The organism is Hymenobacter pini, assembly GCF_020421205.1.
Taxonomy (GTDB): domain Bacteria; phylum Bacteroidota; class Bacteroidia; order Cytophagales; family Hymenobacteraceae; genus Hymenobacter; species Hymenobacter pini.
The window spans coordinates 580393-600415 of sequence record NZ_JAIZZH010000003.1 but is presented as its reverse complement, the minus strand read 5'-3'; the positions used below and the strand labels follow the sequence as shown (position 1 = coordinate 600415).

31 protein-coding genes and 1 pseudogene are annotated in these 20023 nt (G+C 55.3%); 31 read left to right on the top strand and 1 reads right to left on the bottom strand.

Annotated features, from left to right (window positions below; all coding sequences use genetic code 11):
* The 31 genes and pseudogenes from rplV to LF252_RS13775 all read left to right on the top strand — a co-directional run bounded on the left by rplV (position 1) and on the right by LF252_RS13775 (position 18576).
* Positions 1-483: a 50S ribosomal protein L22 gene (gene rplV, locus LF252_RS13925; protein ID WP_226270192.1), complete on the top strand. Its 483-nt coding sequence runs from the start codon at positions 1-3 to the stop codon at positions 481-483.
* A 5-nt stretch (positions 484-488) separates the two neighbouring features.
* Positions 489-1343, top strand: coding sequence for a 30S ribosomal protein S3 (gene rpsC, locus LF252_RS13920; protein WP_226270191.1), 855 nt, complete (start codon positions 489-491; stop codon positions 1341-1343).
* A gap of 39 nt (positions 1344-1382) precedes the next feature.
* Positions 1383-1808, top strand: coding sequence for a 50S ribosomal protein L16 (rplP, locus tag LF252_RS13915; protein WP_226270190.1), 426 nt, complete (start codon positions 1383-1385; stop codon positions 1806-1808).
* Between the two features lie 4 nt (positions 1809-1812).
* On the top strand, positions 1813-2025 hold the full coding sequence (rpmC, locus tag LF252_RS13910; RefSeq protein ID WP_226270189.1) for a 50S ribosomal protein L29: 213 nt from the start codon (positions 1813-1815) through the stop codon (positions 2023-2025).
* Between the two features lie 2 nt (positions 2026-2027).
* Positions 2028-2318, top strand: coding sequence for a 30S ribosomal protein S17 (gene rpsQ / locus LF252_RS13905; protein WP_226270188.1), 291 nt, complete (start codon positions 2028-2030; stop codon positions 2316-2318).
* 1 nt (position 2319) lies between these two features.
* Positions 2320-2688, top strand: coding sequence for a 50S ribosomal protein L14 (rplN, locus tag LF252_RS13900; protein ID WP_110976717.1), 369 nt, complete (start codon positions 2320-2322; stop codon positions 2686-2688).
* A gap of 3 nt (positions 2689-2691) precedes the next feature.
* Positions 2692-2940, top strand: a pseudogene (rplX, locus tag LF252_RS13895) (50S ribosomal protein L24); the annotation flags it as partial.
* A 29-nt stretch (positions 2941-2969) separates the two neighbouring features.
* Positions 2970-3530, top strand: coding sequence for a 50S ribosomal protein L5 (gene rplE / locus LF252_RS13890; protein ID WP_226270187.1), 561 nt, complete (start codon positions 2970-2972; stop codon positions 3528-3530).
* Complete coding sequence (rpsN, locus tag LF252_RS13885) at positions 3523-3792, top strand: 30S ribosomal protein S14 (protein ID WP_088462455.1); 270 nt, start codon at positions 3523-3525, stop codon at positions 3790-3792. Before rplE ends, rpsN begins: the two co-directional genes overlap by 8 nt.
* 199 nt (positions 3793-3991) lie before the next feature.
* Positions 3992-4390, top strand: coding sequence for a 30S ribosomal protein S8 (gene rpsH, locus LF252_RS13880; protein ID WP_044003241.1), 399 nt, complete (start codon positions 3992-3994; stop codon positions 4388-4390).
* A gap of 20 nt (positions 4391-4410) precedes the next feature.
* On the top strand, positions 4411-4965 hold the full coding sequence (gene rplF, locus LF252_RS13875; protein WP_226270186.1) for a 50S ribosomal protein L6: 555 nt from the start codon (positions 4411-4413) through the stop codon (positions 4963-4965).
* 9 nt (positions 4966-4974) lie between these two features.
* A complete protein-coding gene (gene rplR / locus LF252_RS13870) occupies positions 4975-5325 on the top strand; it encodes a 50S ribosomal protein L18 (RefSeq protein WP_226270185.1) in 351 nt (116 codons plus the stop codon).
* 6 nt (positions 5326-5331) lie between these two features.
* Entirely contained in the window at positions 5332-5934 is a 603-nt protein-coding gene (gene rpsE / locus LF252_RS13865) for a 30S ribosomal protein S5 (RefSeq protein WP_226270184.1), read from the top strand.
* A 6-nt stretch (positions 5935-5940) separates the two neighbouring features.
* Positions 5941-6120 carry a 50S ribosomal protein L30 gene (gene rpmD, locus LF252_RS13860; protein WP_226270183.1) on the top strand — a complete coding sequence of 60 codons (180 nt, stop codon included), beginning with the start codon at positions 5941-5943 and terminating at the stop codon, positions 6118-6120.
* Positions 6121-6133: 13 nt separating this feature from the next.
* Positions 6134-6577: a 50S ribosomal protein L15 gene (gene rplO, locus LF252_RS13855; RefSeq protein ID WP_226270182.1), complete on the top strand. Its 444-nt coding sequence runs from the start codon at positions 6134-6136 to the stop codon at positions 6575-6577.
* A gap of 12 nt (positions 6578-6589) precedes the next feature.
* Complete coding sequence (gene secY, locus LF252_RS13850) at positions 6590-7906, top strand: preprotein translocase subunit SecY (protein WP_226270181.1); 1317 nt, start codon at positions 6590-6592, stop codon at positions 7904-7906.
* Position 7907: 1 nt separating this feature from the next.
* Complete coding sequence (gene map, locus LF252_RS13845; RefSeq protein WP_226270180.1) at positions 7908-8678, top strand: type I methionyl aminopeptidase; 771 nt, start codon at positions 7908-7910, stop codon at positions 8676-8678.
* 4 nt (positions 8679-8682) lie between these two features.
* Entirely contained in the window at positions 8683-8901 is a 219-nt protein-coding gene (gene infA / locus LF252_RS13840) for a translation initiation factor IF-1 (protein ID WP_022822146.1), read from the top strand.
* 9 nt (positions 8902-8910) lie between these two features.
* A complete protein-coding gene (gene rpmJ, locus LF252_RS13835; RefSeq protein ID WP_045688470.1) occupies positions 8911-9027 on the top strand; it encodes a 50S ribosomal protein L36 in 117 nt (38 codons plus the stop codon).
* A 27-nt stretch (positions 9028-9054) separates the two neighbouring features.
* Positions 9055-9432, top strand: coding sequence for a 30S ribosomal protein S13 (gene rpsM / locus LF252_RS13830; RefSeq protein ID WP_045688471.1), 378 nt, complete (start codon positions 9055-9057; stop codon positions 9430-9432).
* A gap of 79 nt (positions 9433-9511) precedes the next feature.
* Entirely contained in the window at positions 9512-9904 is a 393-nt protein-coding gene (gene rpsK / locus LF252_RS13825; RefSeq protein ID WP_044003231.1) for a 30S ribosomal protein S11, read from the top strand.
* Between the two features lie 124 nt (positions 9905-10028).
* Positions 10029-10634 carry a 30S ribosomal protein S4 gene (gene rpsD / locus LF252_RS13820; RefSeq protein WP_226270179.1) on the top strand — a complete coding sequence of 202 codons (606 nt, stop codon included), beginning with the start codon at positions 10029-10031 and terminating at the stop codon, positions 10632-10634.
* Positions 10635-10782: 148 nt separating this feature from the next.
* Positions 10783-11772 carry a DNA-directed RNA polymerase subunit alpha gene (locus tag LF252_RS13815; protein WP_125427659.1) on the top strand — a complete coding sequence of 330 codons (990 nt, stop codon included), beginning with the start codon at positions 10783-10785 and terminating at the stop codon, positions 11770-11772.
* Positions 11773-11995: 223 nt separating this feature from the next.
* Positions 11996-12589: a 50S ribosomal protein L17 gene (gene rplQ / locus LF252_RS13810; RefSeq protein ID WP_226270178.1), complete on the top strand. Its 594-nt coding sequence runs from the start codon at positions 11996-11998 to the stop codon at positions 12587-12589.
* Between the two features lie 306 nt (positions 12590-12895).
* A complete protein-coding gene (locus tag LF252_RS13805) occupies positions 12896-13918 on the top strand; it encodes a sensor histidine kinase (RefSeq protein ID WP_226270177.1) in 1023 nt (340 codons plus the stop codon).
* 28 nt (positions 13919-13946) lie between these two features.
* Complete coding sequence (locus tag LF252_RS13800) at positions 13947-14738, top strand: LytR/AlgR family response regulator transcription factor (protein ID WP_226270176.1); 792 nt, start codon at positions 13947-13949, stop codon at positions 14736-14738.
* A gap of 74 nt (positions 14739-14812) precedes the next feature.
* Positions 14813-15121: a hypothetical protein gene (locus tag LF252_RS13795; protein ID WP_226270175.1), complete on the top strand. Its 309-nt coding sequence runs from the start codon at positions 14813-14815 to the stop codon at positions 15119-15121.
* A 76-nt stretch (positions 15122-15197) separates the two neighbouring features.
* A complete protein-coding gene (eno, locus tag LF252_RS13790) occupies positions 15198-16469 on the top strand; it encodes a phosphopyruvate hydratase (protein ID WP_226270174.1) in 1272 nt (423 codons plus the stop codon).
* A gap of 179 nt (positions 16470-16648) precedes the next feature.
* Complete coding sequence (locus tag LF252_RS13785) at positions 16649-16963, top strand: FtsB family cell division protein (protein ID WP_226270173.1); 315 nt, start codon at positions 16649-16651, stop codon at positions 16961-16963.
* A 113-nt stretch (positions 16964-17076) separates the two neighbouring features.
* The gene (locus tag LF252_RS13780; protein WP_226270172.1) at positions 17077-18114 is read left to right on the top strand and encodes a CARDB domain-containing protein; all 1038 of its coding nucleotides are present in this window, start codon (positions 17077-17079) and stop codon (positions 18112-18114) included.
* Positions 18115-18162: 48 nt separating this feature from the next.
* Positions 18163-18576, top strand: coding sequence for a hypothetical protein (locus LF252_RS13775; RefSeq protein WP_226270171.1), 414 nt, complete (start codon positions 18163-18165; stop codon positions 18574-18576).
* Between the two features lie 101 nt (positions 18577-18677).
* On the opposite strand, the gene LF252_RS13770 is transcribed toward LF252_RS13775, so the two are convergent.
* Positions 18678-20021, bottom strand: coding sequence for a RagB/SusD family nutrient uptake outer membrane protein (locus LF252_RS13770; protein ID WP_226270170.1), 1344 nt, complete (start codon positions 20019-20021; stop codon positions 18678-18680).
* Between the last annotated feature and the right edge of the window lie 2 nt (positions 20022-20023).

Genomic DNA, 20023 nt, shown 5'->3' with positions numbered 1-20023 from the left:
ATGGAAGCAGTAGCTAAACTCCGGAACGTGCCCACCTCGCCGCGCAAAATGCGCTTGGTGGCCAACCTGGTACGCGGTCAGAAAGTGACCCGCGCTCTGGGCCTGCTGAAATTCGAGGCTAACTCGGGTGCCGCCAAAGTGGAAAAACTGCTCCTGTCGGCTCTGGCTAACTGGCAGCAGAAGAATGAGGACGAGCGTATCGAAGACGCCAACCTCTATATCAAAGAGATTTTCGTGGATGAAGGCCGTCAGCTGAAGCGTCTGCGCCCCGCCCCCCAGGGCCGTGGCCACCGCATCCGCAAGCGCAGCAACCACGTGACGCTGGTAATTGACTCGAAAGTAGAACCGCTGGGTAGCAAAGCTGCTGCCAAGCAGGCTGCTGAAACCAAACCAGCTACCGAAGCTGTTAACGAGGCTCCCAAAAAAGCCCGTCGTAGCTCGGCTAAGAAATCCAACGAAACCACGGCAGAAGCCACCGCATAAGCACTATGGGACAGAAAGTAAATCCGGTTGGCTTCCGTCTGGGCGTCATCAAAGGATGGGACTCGAACTGGTACGGCGGCAAGGACTTTGCCGACAAACTGGTTGAGGACGAAAAAATCCGCAAATACATCAACGCTCGTATCCCGAAAGGTGGCATCAGCCGCATCGTTATCGAGCGTACGCTGAAGCGCGTTACCATCACCATCAACACGGCTCGTCCGGGTGTGGTAATCGGTAAAGGCGGTCAGGAAGTTGACAAGATCAAAGACGAGCTGAAGCAGATCACCGGCAAAGACGTTCAGATCAACATCTTCGAAATTAAGCGTCCGGAACTCGACGCTAAGCTGGTAGGTGAGAGCATCGCTCAGCAGCTGCAGGCTCGTATCTCGTTCCGTCGGGCCATGAAAATGGCTATCCAGGCTGCTCTGCGCGTTGGTGCCGAAGGCATCAAAATCCAGTGCGGTGGCCGTTTGGGCGGCGCTGAAATTGCTCGTTCGGAGCAATACAAAGAAGGACGTACTCCGCTGCACACGCTGCGCGCCGACATCGACTACGCGCTGTCGGAAGCTCAGACGGTGTATGGCAAGATCGGCATCAAGGTGTGGATCATGCGCGGTGAAGTGTTCGGCAAGCCCGACCTCTCGCCGAACCAGCAGCCCGCCGGTGGTCAGGGTGGCGACAGCCGCAACGACCGTGGCCCGCGTGGTGAGCGTGGTGACCGTGGCGGCGACCGTGGCCCGCGTCGTGACCGTAACGACCGTGGCGGCGAAGGCCGTGGCGAGCGTGGCGGCCAAGGTGGTGGCCAGCGCCGTGGTGGCCAAGGCGGACAAGGTGGTCAGGGCCGTGGCCCGCGTCGCTAGTCCTTTTCTTTTCTCTCGAATTTCAATTCAAGATAACTCATGTTACAACCGAAAAGGACCAAGTATCGCAAGATGCAAAAGGGTCGCGTGCACGGCTTAGCCCACCGCGGCAGCTCCATTGACTTCGGTTCGTTCGCTATCAAGTCGCTGGAACAGGCTTGGATTACGGCTCGCCAAATTGAGGCAGCTCGTATCGCCATGACCCGCGCCATGAAACGCGAAGGTCAAGTTTGGATCCGCATCTTCCCCGACAAGCCTATTACCAAGAAGCCTGCTGAAGTGCGGATGGGTAAGGGTAAAGGTTCGCCCGAGTATTGGGTAGCCTGCGTGAAGCCCGGCACTATCATGTTCGAATCGGACGGCGTTTCGCTGGAAGTAGCGCAGGAGTCGCTGCGTCTGGCGGCTCAGAAACTGCCCGTTCGTACCTCGTTTGTTGTTCGTCGTGACTACGTAGAAAACAAGTAAGAAGATGAAGAACGCCGAAATCCGCGCCCTCTCCCTGGAGGACCTCAAAAACCAGATCAAGAACGAGCAGACCAACGGTCAGACCATGCGTTTCGCGCATGCCATCTCGCCCCTGGAAAACCCCGCTCGTCTGAAGCAAGCCCGCAAAAATGTCGCCCGTCTGCTGACCGAGTTGAAGCGTCGCGAGAACGAGCAGGCTACTAACTCTGCTAACTAACGATGGCAAGCAACGAAGAACAGCAAGGCACCACCGCCGTTGAGCGGAACCTGCGCAAAGAAATCATCGGGCGCGTTACCTCTACCAAAATGGACAAGTCCATCACGGTAATGGTAGAAAGCAAAATGAAGCACCCGATCTACGGTAAGTTCGTTACCAAGTCGACCAAATTCATGGCTCACGACGAGAATAACGAATGCGGCGAAGGGGATACGGTTCGCATCATGAGCACCCGCCCCCTGAGCAAAAACAAACGCTGGAGACTGGTAGAAATTCTGGAACGCGCCAAGTAAGATGATACAGCAAGAATCCCGTCTGACCGTCGCTGATAATAGCGGCGCCAAAGAAGTTCTCTGCATCCGTGTCCTCGGTGGCACGGGCAAGAAATACGCCAGCGTAGGCGACAAGATTGTAGTAGCCATCAAATCGGCTATTCCTTCCGGCAACGCTAAGAAAGGTGCAGTTTCGAAAGCAGTAGTGGTTCGCACGAAGAAAGAAGTACGCCGCAAAGACGGTTCGTACATCCGCTTCGACGACAACGCTGCCGTACTGCTCAACAACAACGACGAGCCCCGCGGTACCCGCATCTTCGGCCCCGTGGCCCGTGAACTGCGCGAGAAGCAGTTCATGAAGATTGTTTCGCTGGCTCCTGAAGTTCTCTAAGCAATGGCAACGAAAACGAAAGCAACGCCCGCGAAACTGCACGTGAAAACTGGTGACACCGTACTGGTGATTGCCGGCGACGAGAAAGGCAAAACCGGTGTAATTAAATCGGTGAACCGTTCGACGCAGCGTGTTATCGTGGAAGGCCTGAACCTGGCAACCAAGCACAACAAACCCAGTGCGAAGAACCCCCAGGGCGGCATCACCAAGATCGAGGCACCGATTCACGTGAGCAACGTGAAGCGCGTAGACTCGGCTAACGCCTAATCCGCTCTACGACCATGGCTCGACTGAAAGATAAATACCAAAAAGAAGTAGTACCGGCGCTCCAGGAGAAATTCCAGTTCAAGAGCATCATGCAGGTACCGCGCCTCACCAAAATCTGCATCAACCGCGGTATTGGTGCGGCCGTAGCCGACAAGAAGCTGGTTGACAATGGTGTGGACGAGCTGACCATCATCACCGGTCAGAAAGCTGTTCCTACCATCGCCAAGCGTTCGGTTTCGAATTTCAAGCTGCGTGAAGGTATGCCCATCGGCGCCCGCGTAACCCTGCGCGGTGAGCAGATGTACGAATTCCTCGACCGTCTGCTGACGGTGGCCCTGCCCCGTGTTCGTGACTTCAAAGGCATCAACGACAAAGGCTTTGATGGCCGTGGTAACTATACCCTGGGCATCAAAGAACAAATCATCTTCCCGGAAATTTCGATTGACAAAATCAAGTCGATTGCCGGTATGGATATTACCTTCGTAACGACGGCCGAAAACGACGAGCAGAGCTACGAGCTGCTGAAAGGTTTCGGAATGCCGTTCGCTAACGCCAAGAAACAGAACAATGGCTAAGGAATCAATGAAAGCACGGGAGCGGAAGCGTATTGCTACCGTTGCCCGTTACGCCGAGAAGCGCAAGGCTCTGAAAGAGGCTGGCGACTACGAAGGTCTGGACAAACTGCCGCGCAACGCGTCGCCCGTGCGTCTGCACAACCGCGACAAAATTGACGGCCGTCCCCGCGGTTACATGCGTAAGTTCGGCATCAGCCGCGTGCGTTTCCGCGAAATGGCTCTCGCCGGCAAAATCCCCGGTGTAACCAAGTCCAGCTGGTAGTCCCGCTGTTCTTCCTGCCAACACAGAGCTGTCTGTAAGGCATTGTTACTTGGCAGGTTGCCACAAGAAACCATCAGCCGAGCCCTCAAAAGCCGAGTTGAGTAGTCTTAACCGAAAATTTCGTCGCCTCTTTCCGTGGCGGCGAAATTTTCATATCTTTGCGGCTCCCTAAAAATGGGCGCTTCATTTTCATAATCGAATGAACACAGATCCAATTGCCGACTACCTGACCCGGGTACGCAATGCCATCAAGGCTAACCACCGGGTGGTAGAAATCCCGGCCAGCAACATCAAAAAGGAGATTACGAAGGTGCTCTATAAGAAGGGCTACATTCAGAGCTACCGGTTTGATGATGCCGCTGTACAGGGCACGATTAAAATCGCGCTGAAGTACAACCCGGCTACCAAAAAGCCCGCCATTACGAAGCTGGAGCGCATCAGCTCGCCTGGTCTGCGCACGTATGCTCACGTGGAGAACCTGCCCCGCGTACTCAGCGGCCTGGGTATTGCAATCCTGTCGACGTCGAAAGGCGTGATGACGGAGAAAGAGGCGAAAGCCGAGAACGTGGGCGGCGAAGTGCTGTGCTACGTCTACTAATCTGAAAGGAAAACGAGACTATGTCACGCATTGGTAAACTGCCCATCAGCCTGCCCAGCAACGTGCAGGTTGAAGTGAGCAACGAAAACACGGTTACCGTGAAGGGCCCGAAAGGCACTCTGTCGGTTCCGGTTGACCGCGACATCACCGTAGCTACCGAAGACGGTCAGCTGGTAGTGACTCGCCCCACCGAACAGAAGCGCCACAAAGCCATGCACGGCCTGTACCGCGCCCTGCTCAACAACGCCATCAACGGCGTGAGCAATGGCCAAGAGGTGAAGCTGGAGCTGGTAGGTGTAGGTTATAAGGCTTCGATGTCGGGCTCTACGCTGGAACTGTCGTTGGGTTACTCCCACAACATCTTCCTGTCGCTGCCAAAAGAAGTTACCGCTACGGCTGTAACCGAAAAAGGTAAGAACCCCATCGTTACCCTGAGCAGCATCGACAAGCAGCTGCTGGGCCAGGTGGCCGCTAAAATTCGCTCACTGCGCAAAGTTGAGCCCTACAAAGGCAAAGGCGTGCGCTTCGTGGGTGAGCAGATTCGTCGTAAGGCTGGTAAAACGGCTTCGAAATAACATCACACCATGGCTTTCGATAAAGCAACTAGAAGAAAACGGATCCAGCGCATCATCCGCACTAAGGTCGCTGGCACGTCCGAGCGCCCGCGTCTGTCGGTCTTTCGTAGCAACACGGGCATTTATGCTCAGATCATCGATGACACGACGGGTCACACGCTGGCGTCTGCTTCCTCGAAGCACGTTTCGGTGGAAGGGGGCAACGGAGTAGCCCTCGCCGCCGCAGTAGGCAAAGAAATTGCCTCCCGTGCTCAGGCAAAAGGAATTTCGAAAGTGGTATTTGACCGTTCCGGTTACCTCTACCACGGCCGCGTAAAATCATTGGCAGAAGGAGCCCGCGAAGGCGGCCTCAATTTCTAACTCATCATGGCAGAATTTAACAACGGCAACCGTGGTGGTGGCAATGACCGTGGCGGTAACGACCGTCGGGGTGGTGGCAACGACCGTCGCGGCGGCAACGACCGTAAAGAGGAGTCGCGCACTGGTGATTCCGACCTGAAAGAGAAAGTGGTTGCCATCAACCGCGTAGCTAAAGTAGTAAAAGGCGGTCGTCGCTTCAGCTTCTCGGCTATCGTAGTTGTTGGTGACGGCAACGGCACCGTAGGCTACGGCCTGGGCAAAGCCAACGAAGTAACCGACGCCATTGCCAAAGGCATTGACGACGCCAAGAAAAACCTGGTGAAAGTGCCGCTGTACAAGCACACGGTTCCGCACATCATGGAAGGCAAGTTCTCGGGCGGTTACGTACTGGTTCAGCCGGCTGCTGCCGGTACCGGTGTAATTGCTGGTGGTGCCATGCGTGCTGTGTTTGAAAGCGCTGGTATCAAAGACGTACTGGCTAAGTCGAAAGGCTCGTCGAACCCCCACAACGTGGTAAAGGCTACCTTCGACGCCCTGCTGAAGATGCGTGACCCCATGCAAATTGCACAGGCTCGCGGCATTTCTCTCTCCCAAGTTTTTAACGGCTAAGAGCAGATGGCGCAGATCCAAATTAAACTCGTGAAAAGCGTTATTGACCGCCCTGAGCGTCAGAAGCGCACTGTGAAGGCCCTGGGCCTCGGCAAACTTAACAGCACCAAGAGCGTGGAGAACACGCCCCAGGTTGCTGGCATGATTGACGCCGTGAAGCACCTGTTGGAAGTAACCGAACTCTAGGAATCTCCCGAAAATGAATCTCAGCAATCTCCAGCCCGCCGCTGGCGCCACGCGCAACGAAAAGCGCATTGGCCGCGGTACGGGTTCCGGCCGTGGCGGCACCTCGACGCGCGGTCATAAAGGTGCCAAGTCCCGCTCGGGTTACTCCAAGAAGTCGGGCTTTGAAGGTGGCCAGATGCCCCTGCAGCGCCGCGTACCGAAGTTTGGCTTCAAGAACATCAACCGTGTAGAGTACAAAGCCGTCAACCTCGACGTGCTGGCTGCTCTGACGGAGAACGGCACCACTACCCTGGACGCCAACTTCTTCGTAACGGCTGGTCTGGCTTCGAAGAACGCTAAAATCAAAGTTCTGGGCCGCGGTGAAATCACCAAAGCTCTGGAAGTACATGCTCACGCTTTCTCGAAGTCGGCTGTTGAAGCCATTGAGAAAGCCGGTGGCAAAGCTGTTACGCTGTAAGCCTGACTGGCAATGAACAAGTTCATCACCACGATTAAGAACATTTTTGCGATTGAAGATCTGCGTATGCGGATCTTCAATACGCTTTTTTTCATTGCCATCTACCGGCTGGGTTCTTACGTGGTGCTCCCCGGCGTCGATCCGACTCGGCTAAAGCAGGGCGGTGCTACTGGTGTGCTGGGTATCTTGGATACCCTGCTCGGTGGTGCGTTCAGCCACGCGTCGATTTTCGCGCTGGGCATCATGCCTTACATCTCGGCGTCCATCGTGTTGCAACTGCTCACGATTGCCGTGCCTTACTTCCAGAAACTCCAGAAGGAAGGCGAATCGGGACGTAAAAAGATCAACCAGTACACGCGTATCCTCACTATTCCGATTGTAGCGCTGCAGTCAGTAGGCTTCATTGCCACAATTAACGCGGAGGCTATCATCAATCCGGGTGTTTTCTTCACGGTTTCTACGGCCATGATTGTAACGGCGGGTACGCTGTTCTGCATGTGGCTGGGGGAGAAGATTACTGATAAAGGTGTTGGCAATGGCATTTCCATGATCATTATGATCGGGATTGTATCGCGCCTGCCTGGTGCCATTATTGGTGAAGGTCAGGCCCGCGGTATGAACGGTGCCCTAATCTTCTTGATTGAGCTGGTGCTTCTGTTCGTAGTGGTAATGGCAGTTATCATCCTGACTCAGGCCGTTCGCCAGATTCCGGTGCAGTACGCCAAGCAAATTGGCGGTGCTGCCAGCCTCAGCTCGCAACGCCAGTACATCCCGATGAAAGTGAATGCTGCTGGGGTAATGCCCATCATCTTCGCGCAGTCATTGATGTTTGTGCCGGCTATTGCAGCTTCAGCCTGGAACAAGGATAGTGAAACGGCAGGCCTGATTGGCACGTGGTTCCAACCGAACCACTGGGTGTATAATGTGGTGTTCGGCTTACTGATCATCATCTTCACGTACTTCTACACGGCCATCAGCGTCAACCCCAACCAGATTGCGGATGACCTGAAGCGCAGTGGTGGTTTCATTCCGGGTGTGAAGCCTGGCCGTGATACTTCGGAGTACATTGATGAAGTTCTCACCCGCATTACCCTCCCCGGTGCAGTAGCTTTGGCAGTAATTGCTATTCTGCCTTCACTGGCTACCGTGGCCGGAGTAACCCGTCCTTTCGCACAGTTCTACGGTGGTACTTCCCTAATCATCATGGTGGGTGTAGTGCTGGATACCATGAACCAAGTAAAGAGCTACCTGCTCATGCGTCATTACGATGGCATGATGAAGACTGGCAAAGTGCGGGGCCGTTCCCAAAACATTGCCCTCGCTTCGTAAGATGATTTTTTACAAGACTGAGGAAGAAATAGAACACATGCGAGCCAGCGCGAAAGTGCTGGCTCAGGCCCACGGTGAAGTAGCCAAACTCATCCGGGAAGGAATTACCACGCGTGAGCTTGACAAGCGAGCCGAGGAGTTTATCCGGGATAACGGAGGCTCACCCTCATTCAAAGGGTACAATGGATTTGAGTACAGTCTGTGCATTTCCCCTAACTCGGTGGTGGTGCACGGCTTTCCGGGCGACTACACGCTGAAAAGCGGAGATGTTGTCTCAATTGACTGCGGAGTTCAACTCAACGGCTACCACGCGGACAGCGCCTATACTTACCCGGTAGGGGAGGTGGCTCCGGAAGTGAAGCAGTTGCTGGAGGAAACCAAAAAGTCGCTGTATCTGGGCATTGAACAGGCAGTGGCGGGTAACCGAATGGGCGACGTAAGCTACGCCATCCAGAGCCACGTTGAAAAACTAGGGTATGGCGTGGTACGGGAACTGGTCGGCCATGGCATTGGCAAAAAGCTACACGAGCGGCCTGATGTGCCGAACTACGGTAAACGAGGTTCGGGACTAAAGCTGCAAACGGGCTTGGTGTTGGCCATCGAACCGATGGTGAATCTGGGGACGAAAAGCGTGGTGCAAGAAAAGGATGGATGGACCATTCGCACCAAAGACTTCAAACCCTCGGCCCACTTTGAGCACACCGTAGTGGTGCGGAAAGACAAGGCGGAAATACTTACCTCCTTCGAATACATAGAAAAAGCCTTACAGTAGCCTTATGGCCAAACAAACTTCCATTGAGCAGGACGGTGTTATCCTGGAAGCCTTATCCAACGCCATGTTCCGCGTGGAGCTGGAGAATGGTCACCAGCTGATTGCCCACATCTCGGGTAAGATGCGGATGCACTATATCAAGATTCTGCCGGGAGATAAGGTAAAACTCGAAATGTCGCCCTACGATTTGTCGAAGGGACGAATTGTGTACCGTTACAAATAACCCGACGACATGAAAGTCAAAGCGTCAGTAAAGAAGCGTAGCGTTGATTGCAAAATCATCCGCCGCAAAGGCAAGCTCTACGTAATCAACAAGAAGAACCCGCGCTATAAGCAGCGTCAGGGCTAGTAGCACCAGACCTTTTTAAGAAAGCACATGGCTCGTATTGCAGGGGTAGATATCCCAGACAACAAGCGCGGCGAAATCGCGCTGACCTACATCTTCGGCATTGGCCGTCCTTCTGCTCAGCAGATCCTCACCAAAGCAGGCGTTGACCTGAACAAAAAGGTGAAAGACTGGACTGAAGCGGAAGCTGGCGAAATCCGCGGCGTGATTGCCGCCGAGTATAAGACCGAAGGTGTTCTGCGCTCAGAAGTGCAGTTGAACATCAAGCGCCTGATGGACATCGGTTGCTACCGGGGTCTGCGTCACCGCAAAGGTCTGCCAGTTCGTGGTCAGCGTACCAAGAACAACTCCCGTACCCGCAAGGGCAAGCGGAAGACCGTTGCTGGCAAGAAAAAGGCTACTAAATAATCTGTAGCGGGAATCGAAGCCCAGCTTCTCGTGTTAGAGGCGGGCTTCAACACCTTCCGCAGTTTTTTGCGATAACCAAATGGCACAAAAAAGAAAAGACAAAGCCAAGAAGCGCGTTGTCGTTGTAGAACCCGTAGGTCAGGTACACATCAAGGCCTCGTTCAACAACATCATCATCTCCATTACCAACAACAATGGCCAGGTAATTTCCTGGGCTTCGGCTGGTAAAATGGGTTTCCGTGGTTCTAAGAAGAACACGCCCTACGCCGCTCAAATGGCTATGACGGATTGCGGCAAAGTTGCTCACGACCTGGGCATGCGCAAAGCCGAAGTATTCGTGAAAGGTCCGGGTGCTGGTCGTGAATCGGCTATCCGTACGCTGGGTAACGTGGGTATTGAGGTAACGACCATCAAGGACGTGACGCCGCTGCCCCACAATGGCTGCCGTCCTCCCAAACGTCGTCGCGTTTGATTTATTGAACCTGTTCGCCTGGCGGACTTCCTGAGCCGGTTGCTGCAGCTGCTTCTCACCCTTGCGAAGCCTGTTTCCGTCCGGTTCGAACGGTTCAACCCCTTCAACACTCAACAACTCCGAAATGGCACGTTATACTGGTCCTAAAACCAAGATTGCCCGTCGCTTCAATGAGCCGATTTTCGGCCCGAGCAAGGCACTCACCAAGAAAGCATACCCCCCCGGCCAGCACGGCCGTGGCCGTCGTAAGAAGCAAAGCGAGTACGCTGTCCAGCTGATGGAAAAGCAGAAAGTGAAGTACATGTACGGCGTACTGGAGAAGCAATTCGAGAACCTGTTCCACAAGGCTGCCACGATGCCCGGCATCACCGGTGACAACCTGCTGGGTCTGCTCGAGTCGCGCCTTGACAACACGGTATACCGCTTGGGCATTGCTCCTACGCGTCGTGCCGCTCGTCAGCTCGTTCTGCACAAGCACATCACCGTAAACGGTGAAATCGTAAACATTGCTTCGTACAAACTCCGCGCTGGTGACGTAGTTGCCGTTCGTGAAAAGTCGAAGTCGCTGGAAGCCATCACCACGAGCCTGAGCGCCCGCAACGCGCGTGCTTTCTCGTGGCTGGAGTGGGACGGCAAAGAAATGGTGGGCAAGTTCATCAGCGCCCCCGCCCGTGACCTCATCCCCGAGAAAATCACGGAGCAGCTCATCGTCGAGCTGTACTCGAAGTAATCAGTGGAACGGCCCGGCAGTCCGGGCCGTTTCTCTGCTTCGACTTTTTTCCTTGTTATATCTGGAAATGGGTAGCAGGCGGTAAGAAATTAGGCTACATTGGCCCCATTCTTACGGTCTGCTATTCACTACTTCAAACGCCCCACTTATGTCAATCTTAGCTTTTCAAATGCCGGAGAAGGTAGTGATGGAGAAATCCGACGACTTCTACGGAACATTTGAATTCAAACCGCTGGAGAAAGGCTACGGCGTCACGATCGGCAACGCTCTGCGCCGCATCCTGCTGTCGTCGCTGGAGGGCTATGCCATCACGTCGGTTCGCACCAACAGCGTGCTGCACGAGTTCATGACCATTGAAGGTGTGATTGAGGACATGTCCGAAATCATCCTGAACCTGAAACAGGTTCGCTTCAAGAAAGTGAGCGACGCCATCGAAGACAAAATTACGGTGCGCGTTAAGGGCCAGGACACCTTCTCGGCTGGTGACATCAACAAGTTTACGACCGGTTTCCAGGTGCTAAACCCGGAGCTGGTTATCTGCAACGTGGACCCCAGCACTGAGCTGGAATTTGAATTCACGATTCAGAAAGGCCGTGGCTACGTTCCCGCTGAGGAGAACAAGCCCGCTGACCAGGTTTTCGGTCAGATTGCCATTGATGCCATCTTCACGCCCATCAAGAACGTGAAGTACAGCATCGAGAACACCCGCGTGGAGCAGAAGACCGACTATGAGAAGCTCGTTATCGAGATTCACACCGATGGTTCGATCCACCCGGAGGACGCGCTGAAAGGTGCCGCCAACATCCTGATCCAGCACTTCATGCTGTTCTCGGATAGCACCATGACCTTCGAAACGGTGAAAGCCGAGGAAGAGGAAACCGTGGACGAGGAAACTCTGCACATGCGCAAGGTGCTGAAGACGCCGCTGGCCGATATGGATCTGAGCGTACGCGCCTACAATTGCCTCAAAGCCGCCGACATCAAAACCCTCGGCGACCTGGTACAGCTGGACATGGCCGACATGATGAAGTTCCGCAACTTCGGTAAGAAGTCGCTGACCGAGCTGGAAAATCTGGTAGAGGAAAAAGGCCTGACCTTCGGGATGGACCTGAGCCGCTACAAGCTCGACGAAGAATAGAAGCCTATCTTCGGGAAATGTGCTGATAGTGAAGGATGTGTCTTGTACACATTTTCACTTCAGCACATTTTTTTTGCCTTAGGTTTTCCTACCTTTGCACCCCATTCACACTTTCAACCCAGTGGGCCCCAAGGGGCAGCGGTTCTAATGTGAGAATAGCCAGCCAGTGGCTGCCTGTTTTCCGCCGTGGTCGTTGCTCGCAAGCCCACACTTCTTCACTTTTATGCGTCACGGTAACAAAATCAACCACCTAGGTCGGACGACCTCGCACCGCAACGCCATGCTCTCGAACATGGCTTCGTCGCTGATCCTGCACAAGCGCATCACTACCACAGTGGCTAAGGCTAAAGCCCTGCGCAAGTTTGTGGAGCCCCTGCTCACCAAATCGAAGAACGACACCACGCACTCGCGTCGTCTGGTGTTCTCGGAAATCGGTAACAAAGAAGTACTGAAGGAACTGTTCGGTACGGTAGCCGCCAAAGTAGCTGGCCGTCCCGGTGGTTACACCCGCATCATCAAGCTGAGCCAGAACCGTCTGGGTGACAACGCCGAGCTGTGCATCATCGAACTGGTTGACTTCAACGAAACACTGCTGGAAGCCAAAAACGCTGGCGAAGCTAAAGCTACCACTACCCGTCGTTCGCGTCGTGGCGGCAGCAAGAAAGCTTCGGAAGGCGAAATGTCGGCTGAAGTAGTTGCTGAAGCTAAGCCCGCTAAGAAGGCGAAGGCTGCTACCACGGAGGTTTCGGCCCCCGAGGACACGGCTACTGAAACGCTGAAAGACGGCGAAACCCGCGAGGAGAAAGCTGCTGAGTAGTATTATCCAGCCCTAGGGCTGAAATTGAAAGGGCGTTCCTGCAATCAGGAACGCCCTTTTTTTGTGCTGTGCACGGAGCAGACGATAAGTTAAGTGGTAGCAGATAAATAGAATTCGAGGCTGATTTACCCCATTTCGTGGGATTTTTAACGCAATTAAGAGGTGTCGTATTGGCGCCATAAGGGCTGGCGGCTTGCTTTGTGAAGTGATACACTTATAAACTTCAGTAGCCGCAGAAGAGAAGCCATTCACGGGTTTCTGCCTTGTTTTGTCAAGTTGTATTCGTTCTCTGGAAGCCGTTTTAGCATGATGCATCTCCCGCGACCTTCTCGCTCCGACTGGTTTGCCGTTGCCATGTACTGGCTACTGGCCACGCCTTTCGTGATGAGCAGCTACGTGCACGAGTTTGGATGGCTTCGGGCAGTAGCTGGCATGGCGTACAACATTGTGCTGGACTCAACGGCCGTGTATGTACTGGTGTTTCTGATTCTGCCCAAAGCCTTATCGGGGCACCAAGGGCGACAGGCACTACTCTTGCTGGTGCTGTTTATAGCGGGGAGCATCTTGCTGTATGGCTACGGTTACTACTTCACGCTGGGGCAGCGGCTGCCCGTTACCGTAGGGGGCTGGCTGATTGGGGTAACCATTCGGCATGCTATGAGCTACGCACTGCTGGCCATCTTCATCACCATGAAGCGGTATTTTGAGATGCAGAAGCGGCTACTACTGGTGCAAAAGGCCCAGGCGGAAAGCGAGCTGCGCAACCTCAAAGCGCAGATTGACCCGCACTTCCTGTTCAATAACCTGAACGTGCTACGGGGCCTGATTCAGCAGAGTCCGGAAGAAGCGAATGAGTATCTAAACCGGTTTGCCGCTTTGTACCGGTTTCTGATTCGACATAAGGACGAGGATATTGTGAGCGTGGCTGAGGAGTTGCGGTTTGCGGAGGAATACATATACCTGCTGCGGCACCGCTTTGGTAATGCCTACTTGTTCCGGCAAGAACTGGAACCGAGTATTGAGTGGGAAAACCTGATGGTGGTGCCCGGTACACTACAGCTACTACTTGAAAACGCCATCAAGCACAATGCCGGCAACGAAGACTTTTCGCTGTGCATTACCATAAATGCTACCGCCACCAGCCTGGGAGTCCGGCACGCACGCCGGCCAAAGCTGACACCGGTGGAATCAACGGGTACAGGGCTGGCCAACCTGCGGGAGCGGTATCGGCTGCTGTTTGAGCGGGATATTGTAGTGGTCAATTCCGCGAACCAGTTTGCGGTAACGGTTCCGGTGCTACCCCAGTCACGGGCGTGGTCGGCGGCGTAATGCACAGAACTTCATCAGCGGAAACTATATGCGTATTCTGATTCTGGAAGATGAAGAACTGGCCGCCCGGCAGGTGCAGCAGTTTCTGACGCAGGCCGGATTGGCCGGGGAGCAGACGCCCGTGCTACGCAGCGTGGAAAAGGCTATGCTGTGGCTGCAGCAAAACCCCATGCCCGACCTGATTCTGTCGGATATTGAGCTGCTGGATGGTAACGTGTTTTCGCTCTACGAGCGGTTTCGGGTTACCTGTCCCATCATTTTTACCACGGCCTACGACCAGTTTCTGCTGGCCGCTTTCCGGGGCAACGGCATTGCCTATTTGCTCAAGCCTTTCGATTACGAACAGTTTCGGGCGGCGCTGGAGAAGTACCACGTGCTACGGGCCAGCTTTGCGCCAGCTGAACCTGCTGCCTCGGCCCCGGTGCTGAGCCCCGACGTGGTGCGGGAGCTGAGTCAGGCATTGCGCCACAATGCGCACCCCCAGTACAAGCAGCGCTTTTCGGTGCGGATGCGCAACGGGCTGTACGTGCTGCAAGTGGAGGACGTGGCGTATGTGCAGGCCGACGAGGGGGTGGCGTTTGCCGTGGATGCCGCCGGTACCCGGTTTCCACTCAATGGCAGCCTTACGGAGCTGGAGCGGCAGCTGGACCCCGCCCGCTTTGGCCGGATGAACCGCTCGGAGCTGGTCAATATTGCCTTTATCGAAAGGGTTGAATCTTACTTCAACAACCGGCTGGTGGTGAAGCTGCGCAACACCGATACCACCCTGATGACCAGTGCGGCCCAGACCCCGGAATTCCGGCGGTGGCTGGAAGGGTAGGAGTTTTCCTTCAGTTTCTTATTTCTCACAATCCGCCTGCTGACAGGTGGCGGGCTTCTTATTGTCAACAGTTTATGGAAAGAGTGGTTATTGAACTCGACCTGTACACGCACCCCAGCAAGGCTGCCCAGCCCCACCTGTATGCCCGCGTTTGCGTGTACGAATCGGCCGGCGGGTTTACCCGTATGCGGCTGGAGAGCGAATACTGCCTGCACGAAGAGGTGGCCCTGCATCTGTTTCTGCTGGAGCAGCGCTATCGGGTGGAGCGCCTGACGCTGGTGAAGCCCGGGCAGCGGCCGTGGCTGGCGTATTACCCGGAGCTGCAGGAAACCTACAACCGGCTTTCGGGCTGGGACCAAATTCTGGGAGTGAAAGGTCGGTGATACTATTTACCTTGCAGCCTAATGGCGTGGGAGCCATTACGCAAAACTGCATTCTGTTTCACAAACCCATTTCCCCATGAGCATTATCACCGAAATCCACGCTCGTCAGATCTTCGATTCGCGCGGCAACCCGACGGTTGAGGTAGATGTAACGACCGAAAGTGGCACCGTGGGCCGCGCCGCCGTTCCCTCTGGAGCCAGCACGGGCAAGCACGAGGCCGTGGAGCTGCGCGACGACGACAAGTCCAAGTACATGGGCAAAGGCGTGCTGAAAGCCGTGGAAAACGTGAACAGCAAAATTGCCGAAGAGCTGGTGGGCTTCTCGGTATTCGAGCAGGGCCTGCTCGACAAAATCATGCTGGAGCTGGATGGCACGCCTAACAAGGCAAACCTGGGCGCCAACGCCATTCTGGGGGCTTCGTTGGCCATTGCCCGCGCCGCCGCCGCCGAGGCTGGCATGCCGCTGTACCGCTACGTGGGCGGCGTAAACGCCACCACGCTGCCCGTACCCATGATGAACATCCTGAACGGCGGCTCGCACGCCGATAACAGCATCGACTTTCAGGAGTTCATGATTATGCCGGTAGGCGCTCCTTCTTTCTCAGAGGCGCTGCGTTGGGGTACCGAAATCTTCCACCACCTGAAAAACGTGCTCAAAAAGCAGGGCATGAGCACCAACGTGGGCGATGAAGGTGGTTTTGCCCCCAACATCAAGAGCAACGAAGACGCTATTAAAGTGGTGCTGCAGGCCATTGAGGCGGCTGGCTACAAGCCCGGCGACGACGTGATGATTGCCATGGATGCTGCCGCTTCGGAGTTCTACGACGGCTCGCACTACCACTTCAAGAAGAGCACCGGCGACAAGCTGACTTCTTCGGAAATGGTGAGCTACTGGACCGACTGGACCAAGAAGTACCCCATCATCAGCATTGAAGATGGCATGGACGAGGACGACTGGACCGGCTGGAAAAACCTGACTGACAGCATCGGCTCGACCACCCAACTGGTAGGCGACGACCTGTTCGTGACCAACGTAAACCGCCTGCAGCGCGGTATTGATGAGCAGATTGCCAACGCCATCCTCATCAAAGTAAACCAGATTGGCACACTTTCGGAAACCATTGATGCTATTAACCTGGGCCGCCGCAACGGCTACAAGAGCATCATGAGCCACCGCTCGGGCGAGACGGAGGACAACACCATTGCCGACCTGGCCGTGGCCCTGAACACGGGCCAGATCAAAACCGGTTCGGCTTCGCGCTCCGACCGGATGGCCAAGTACAACCAGCTGCTCCGCATTGAGGAGGAACTGGGCGAGGTGGCCTACTTCCCCGGCCGCAAAATGTAGTTGACCGGGTAGCGTGGATATCCCGCGCCGCCCACAAAAAACGGCACCGTTGCCCCAGGGGCGGCGGTGCCGTTTTTTTTGTGGGCGGTGGCGGCAGGCAACAAGCAGGTATGCCGAGAATAGCGGATATTTGCTGAGGCCGGTTACAGTAGCCGCCTCACCAGTAAGCCACCTTGTTTATGCAAGCTTCGGACATCTTCGAGCGAGTACCCCGTTTCCTACGTAGCTTTTACTTTCTGGCCGGGCTGGCGTTTCTGACGTGGATGTTCCTGTTTGACGCCAACGACTTCGTGAAGCAGTACGACATGTATGCCAAGTACCAGGAGCTGAACACGGACAAGGAATACTACCTGCGCGAGATTGACAAGGTGAAGAAGGAGCGGGCCGAACTACTGAGCAGCCCGGAGCTGTTGGAGAAGTTTGCCCGCGAGAAGTACATCATGAAGCGCCCCGGCGAGGACGTATTTGTGCTGGTGCCGCAGGAGAAAGAGTAAAACAACAGCACTTTACCAACGAAAATACCTTATATCCACTGATGCGTATGACTACACGTTTCCTTCTATTGCTCGTTGTGGTGATGACCTGGTTATCAGGGCAAGCTCAGACCATGAATCGTCCTGATTTGGTGATTGTACCGCCCTTTACAATACCAGCTACCGTTACGGCCGGCGGTACGGAGTGGGTGTCAGCGGACATTAAGAACCAGGGTACGAATGGCGCCCAGTTCAATTGTATTGGCTACTACTTTTCCAAAGATGCGGTATGGGACGCTACCGATACCTACCTCAATAGTACATGCCAGTCGTTGCTATTCCCCGGTCAATCAGGCACCTGCTCGGCTACGGTGCGCATCCCGCAAGTGCCAGCAGGTAGTTATTATTTAGTATTAGTGGCTGACCCGTTGAACGCCGAGCAGGAATCGGATGAGACGAACAATGTGGTGAGCTTTCCGGTCACGGTGCGAACTGGTGCCGTGTCGTTACCAGATATGGGGTTGTGGCGCCCGTCGTTGTCGTTCAGCACGTTGCCAGCCGGGGGCAGCACGGGTGTATTCTCCTTTCTGCAAAACTACGGTCCGGCCGGTACGGGCCCTTTTGAGATAGGGTACTATCTATCAACAGATACCGTATTCTCCGCCAGCACCGATGTGTTGCTGGGCACTTCTTTACATGCTGGCATAAGTGGTACGGGCGGTACGGGTGGTACTGCTTCCGGCACTGTGTTTTCGATGCCAGTACTAACCGTTCCGGCCAGTACGCCGCCTGGGGCATACTATCTGGTTATTATGATTGACCCCCGTAATCTGGTGGTGGAGTCGAGCAAGGCCAATAACTCCCGGGCACTGTCGTTGCGTGTTACCAGCAGTATTACCAGCATGCGTGCTGGCTTGCAAGAGGAGCCAAGCGTCTACCCCAATCCGGTTGAGGGCCACGCAGACGTAACAGTAGTGTTGCCGGGCCAACTGAGCCAAGCACCAGTGACCACTCAGCTGCTGGATGTGATGGGCCGTACCGTAGCAATTCAGCCCCTGCTCTGGCAGCAAGGTCGGGCCAGGTTCAGTACGCAACACATACCCGCAGGTACGTACTTGCTGCGGTTAATCAGCCCCGGCTGGCAGTATACCCGGCGCATTTTGGTTCAGTAGTTATAAAAGGCAGAAGTGATGGTGGTACAACTGCGGCGAGTAGCACTTTTGAGCCTTGGCTTGATCCTGAGCCTGTGTGCACCCGCAACTCCCCGCCAGCAGGTAGCTAACTCGCAGGTGCAGGTAGCGCGGCAGTTTCTGCTGGCGGTACTGGCCGGTAACTGGGATGCGGCGTATCAGCACCTGAGCCCCACGGCCCGGCAGCAGCTGCCGCTACCGGCTTTTCGGGCGGCCACCCAGCCCATCATCGAGCAGGCCCGCCTCTACGGCCCGGTTATCGACTTGTACAAGCTGGGATACCGCCTGCGCGAGGATGATACGGTGCAGCCCTTCGTGGCCTTCCAGTACCGCACCGATAGTCTGAGCCCCGGCCCCCACGTACAGCTCGACGTGACGTTTCCCGACTCGGCGTCGCGGCAGATTCAGGCGTTTCGGGTAGTGCCTTTGCGGACATCCAAGTGAACCAGAAAAAGCCCTTCCTGCAAGCAGCAGAAAGGGCTTTTTATATTGTAACAGGCTCTGGTGAGAGGCAACCTGTTGAAGCACCTATTCAGTAGCAGAAGCTAAATGGCAGGGTCAGCGGGCACGTTGGGATTATTGACACGTTCCTGCTGTGGGTAGGGGTAGAAGTTACGAGTGCGTTCTGTAAGCGTAGTAGGTGGAGCAGGGCGGCCGAAACGGCGGTTGTCTTCCAGGCGCAGGCCACTGAGAAATAGTTCAGCGCTGCGTTGCTTGTAGACTTCCAGCAGCAACGCATCTACGGTTTGCGGACCGGAATAAGCTGGTAAAGCGGCATACACCCCAAATGGGTCGCCGGTAGTTTGCGTGCGCACTGCATTAATATCGGTGAGGGCTGCGGCTACATTTGGAGTAGCAGACCGCAAATTAGCCTCCGCCCGAATCAGGCGCATTTCATCGGGCAGATAAGCCGGTATAGCGCTGGTTTGGGACGTGAAAAAGCCTCCCAACGTCCGTAAGTTGTCGGAGCTGCCGTTGTTGTTATCGACAACCACCGGGCCAGTGAGGTAAAAAGCCAGGCGGCCGTCACCGGCTTCTACCAGGCTTGCCGGGAGGCCAAATCGGTCGCGTGGCCGGAAGTTGGCCCCGGCCAGCACCGCTGTTTGATACACCGGGTTGGGGTTCTGGGCTGAGTACGTGAAGGTAGACGCAACGGTGAGGTTTACGAGGTTGGCGGCCGTAATAGCCGCAGCATAATTACCGGCTAATAGGTTGAAGCGTGCCCGATATGCCTGCACCGTATTGGGCAGGTTAAAAGCAGTACCCAATACCTGCGTAGTAAACTCGGTGGAGGGAGCCGTGGCCGACAATTCTTGAGCGGCTTGGTCCAGGAGGCGTATCGCCTCAGTAAGCAACTGCTGGCGGGGCACAAAGCCAGGAGTGCCTGCACCGGCGTCCAGAGGCCCTTGTTCGAAGCCGAGGGCTACGGCACCGAGGGCAGCTGCCTTGAATAGGTAAGCATGAGCCAGCACACCACTCCGGGCACCAGCATCGGCGGCCAGCACGCCGGGGGCGGCGCTGATGAGCTGGTCGGCAATGGCTACTACGCGGTAGGGACGGGCAAACAGTGCGGATGTGTTGCCGTTGTTAGGGGAAAGCTGCACCCCACCCTGTTCCAGCTCAATGATGTTAGCGAAAGTGGTTACGCCTTTCACTTCCCGGCTGGTGGTGCCCGTTGTCAGGATGATGGGCTCCAGCGCGGTGGTAGAGTATAATTGGCGCAGCCCTACGCTTAGGGCAAAAATACCTTCCCGGGTGCCCAGCGTTTGTTCATCAGTGGCGGCGTTGGGATTGGGTAAATCGAGCTGGCAGGCCGGTGTGGCTAGCAGCAGGCTACTAAGCAGTAGCGGTAGCCCAAACCGGCGCGAGTGATTTTGAAGGAAGTTCATAT

Bases quoted from the DNA above. Each gene is read 5' to 3' on its own strand.
- rpsQ (WP_226270188.1), top strand. From the start codon at position 2,028: ATGGCAAGCAACGAAGAACAGCAAGGCACCACCGCCGTTGAGCGGAAC.
- rpsD (WP_226270179.1), top strand. From the start codon at position 10,029: ATGGCACGTTATACTGGTCCTAAAACCAAGATTGCCCGTCGCTTCAAT.
- LF252_RS13770 (WP_226270170.1), bottom strand. From the start codon at position 20,021: ATGAACTTCCTTCAAAATCACTCGCGCCGGTTTGGGCTACCGCTACTG.
- rpsH (WP_044003241.1), top strand. From the start codon at position 3,992: ATGAACACAGATCCAATTGCCGACTACCTGACCCGGGTACGCAATGCC.
- LF252_RS13800 (WP_226270176.1), top strand. From the start codon at position 13,947: ATGCGTATTCTGATTCTGGAAGATGAAGAACTGGCCGCCCGGCAGGTG.
- LF252_RS13785 (WP_226270173.1), top strand. From the start codon at position 16,649: ATGCAAGCTTCGGACATCTTCGAGCGAGTACCCCGTTTCCTACGTAGC.
- rpmC (WP_226270189.1), top strand. From the start codon at position 1,813: ATGAAGAACGCCGAAATCCGCGCCCTCTCCCTGGAGGACCTCAAAAAC.
- map (WP_226270180.1), top strand. From the start codon at position 7,908: ATGATTTTTTACAAGACTGAGGAAGAAATAGAACACATGCGAGCCAGC.
- rplP (WP_226270190.1), top strand. From the start codon at position 1,383: ATGTTACAACCGAAAAGGACCAAGTATCGCAAGATGCAAAAGGGTCGC.
- rplE (WP_226270187.1), top strand. From the start codon at position 2,970: ATGGCTCGACTGAAAGATAAATACCAAAAAGAAGTAGTACCGGCGCTC.
- rplV (WP_226270192.1), top strand. From the start codon at position 1: ATGGAAGCAGTAGCTAAACTCCGGAACGTGCCCACCTCGCCGCGCAAA.
- rplF (WP_226270186.1), top strand. From the start codon at position 4,411: ATGTCACGCATTGGTAAACTGCCCATCAGCCTGCCCAGCAACGTGCAG.
- rplN (WP_110976717.1), top strand. From the start codon at position 2,320: ATGATACAGCAAGAATCCCGTCTGACCGTCGCTGATAATAGCGGCGCC.
- rpsN (WP_088462455.1), top strand. From the start codon at position 3,523: ATGGCTAAGGAATCAATGAAAGCACGGGAGCGGAAGCGTATTGCTACC.
- eno (WP_226270174.1), top strand. From the start codon at position 15,198: ATGAGCATTATCACCGAAATCCACGCTCGTCAGATCTTCGATTCGCGC.
- rpmD (WP_226270183.1), top strand. From the start codon at position 5,941: ATGGCGCAGATCCAAATTAAACTCGTGAAAAGCGTTATTGACCGCCCT.
- rplR (WP_226270185.1), top strand. From the start codon at position 4,975: ATGGCTTTCGATAAAGCAACTAGAAGAAAACGGATCCAGCGCATCATC.
- rpsK (WP_044003231.1), top strand. From the start codon at position 9,512: ATGGCACAAAAAAGAAAAGACAAAGCCAAGAAGCGCGTTGTCGTTGTA.
- infA (WP_022822146.1), top strand. From the start codon at position 8,683: ATGGCCAAACAAACTTCCATTGAGCAGGACGGTGTTATCCTGGAAGCC.
- rpsC (WP_226270191.1), top strand. From the start codon at position 489: ATGGGACAGAAAGTAAATCCGGTTGGCTTCCGTCTGGGCGTCATCAAA.
- LF252_RS13815 (WP_125427659.1), top strand. From the start codon at position 10,783: ATGTCAATCTTAGCTTTTCAAATGCCGGAGAAGGTAGTGATGGAGAAA.
- LF252_RS13805 (WP_226270177.1), top strand. From the start codon at position 12,896: ATGATGCATCTCCCGCGACCTTCTCGCTCCGACTGGTTTGCCGTTGCC.
- LF252_RS13795 (WP_226270175.1), top strand. From the start codon at position 14,813: ATGGAAAGAGTGGTTATTGAACTCGACCTGTACACGCACCCCAGCAAG.
- rpsE (WP_226270184.1), top strand. From the start codon at position 5,332: ATGGCAGAATTTAACAACGGCAACCGTGGTGGTGGCAATGACCGTGGC.
- rplQ (WP_226270178.1), top strand. From the start codon at position 11,996: ATGCGTCACGGTAACAAAATCAACCACCTAGGTCGGACGACCTCGCAC.
- rplO (WP_226270182.1), top strand. From the start codon at position 6,134: ATGAATCTCAGCAATCTCCAGCCCGCCGCTGGCGCCACGCGCAACGAA.
- rpsM (WP_045688471.1), top strand. From the start codon at position 9,055: ATGGCTCGTATTGCAGGGGTAGATATCCCAGACAACAAGCGCGGCGAA.
- rpmJ (WP_045688470.1), top strand. From the start codon at position 8,911: ATGAAAGTCAAAGCGTCAGTAAAGAAGCGTAGCGTTGATTGCAAAATC.
- LF252_RS13780 (WP_226270172.1), top strand. From the start codon at position 17,077: ATGAATCGTCCTGATTTGGTGATTGTACCGCCCTTTACAATACCAGCT.
- secY (WP_226270181.1), top strand. From the start codon at position 6,590: ATGAACAAGTTCATCACCACGATTAAGAACATTTTTGCGATTGAAGAT.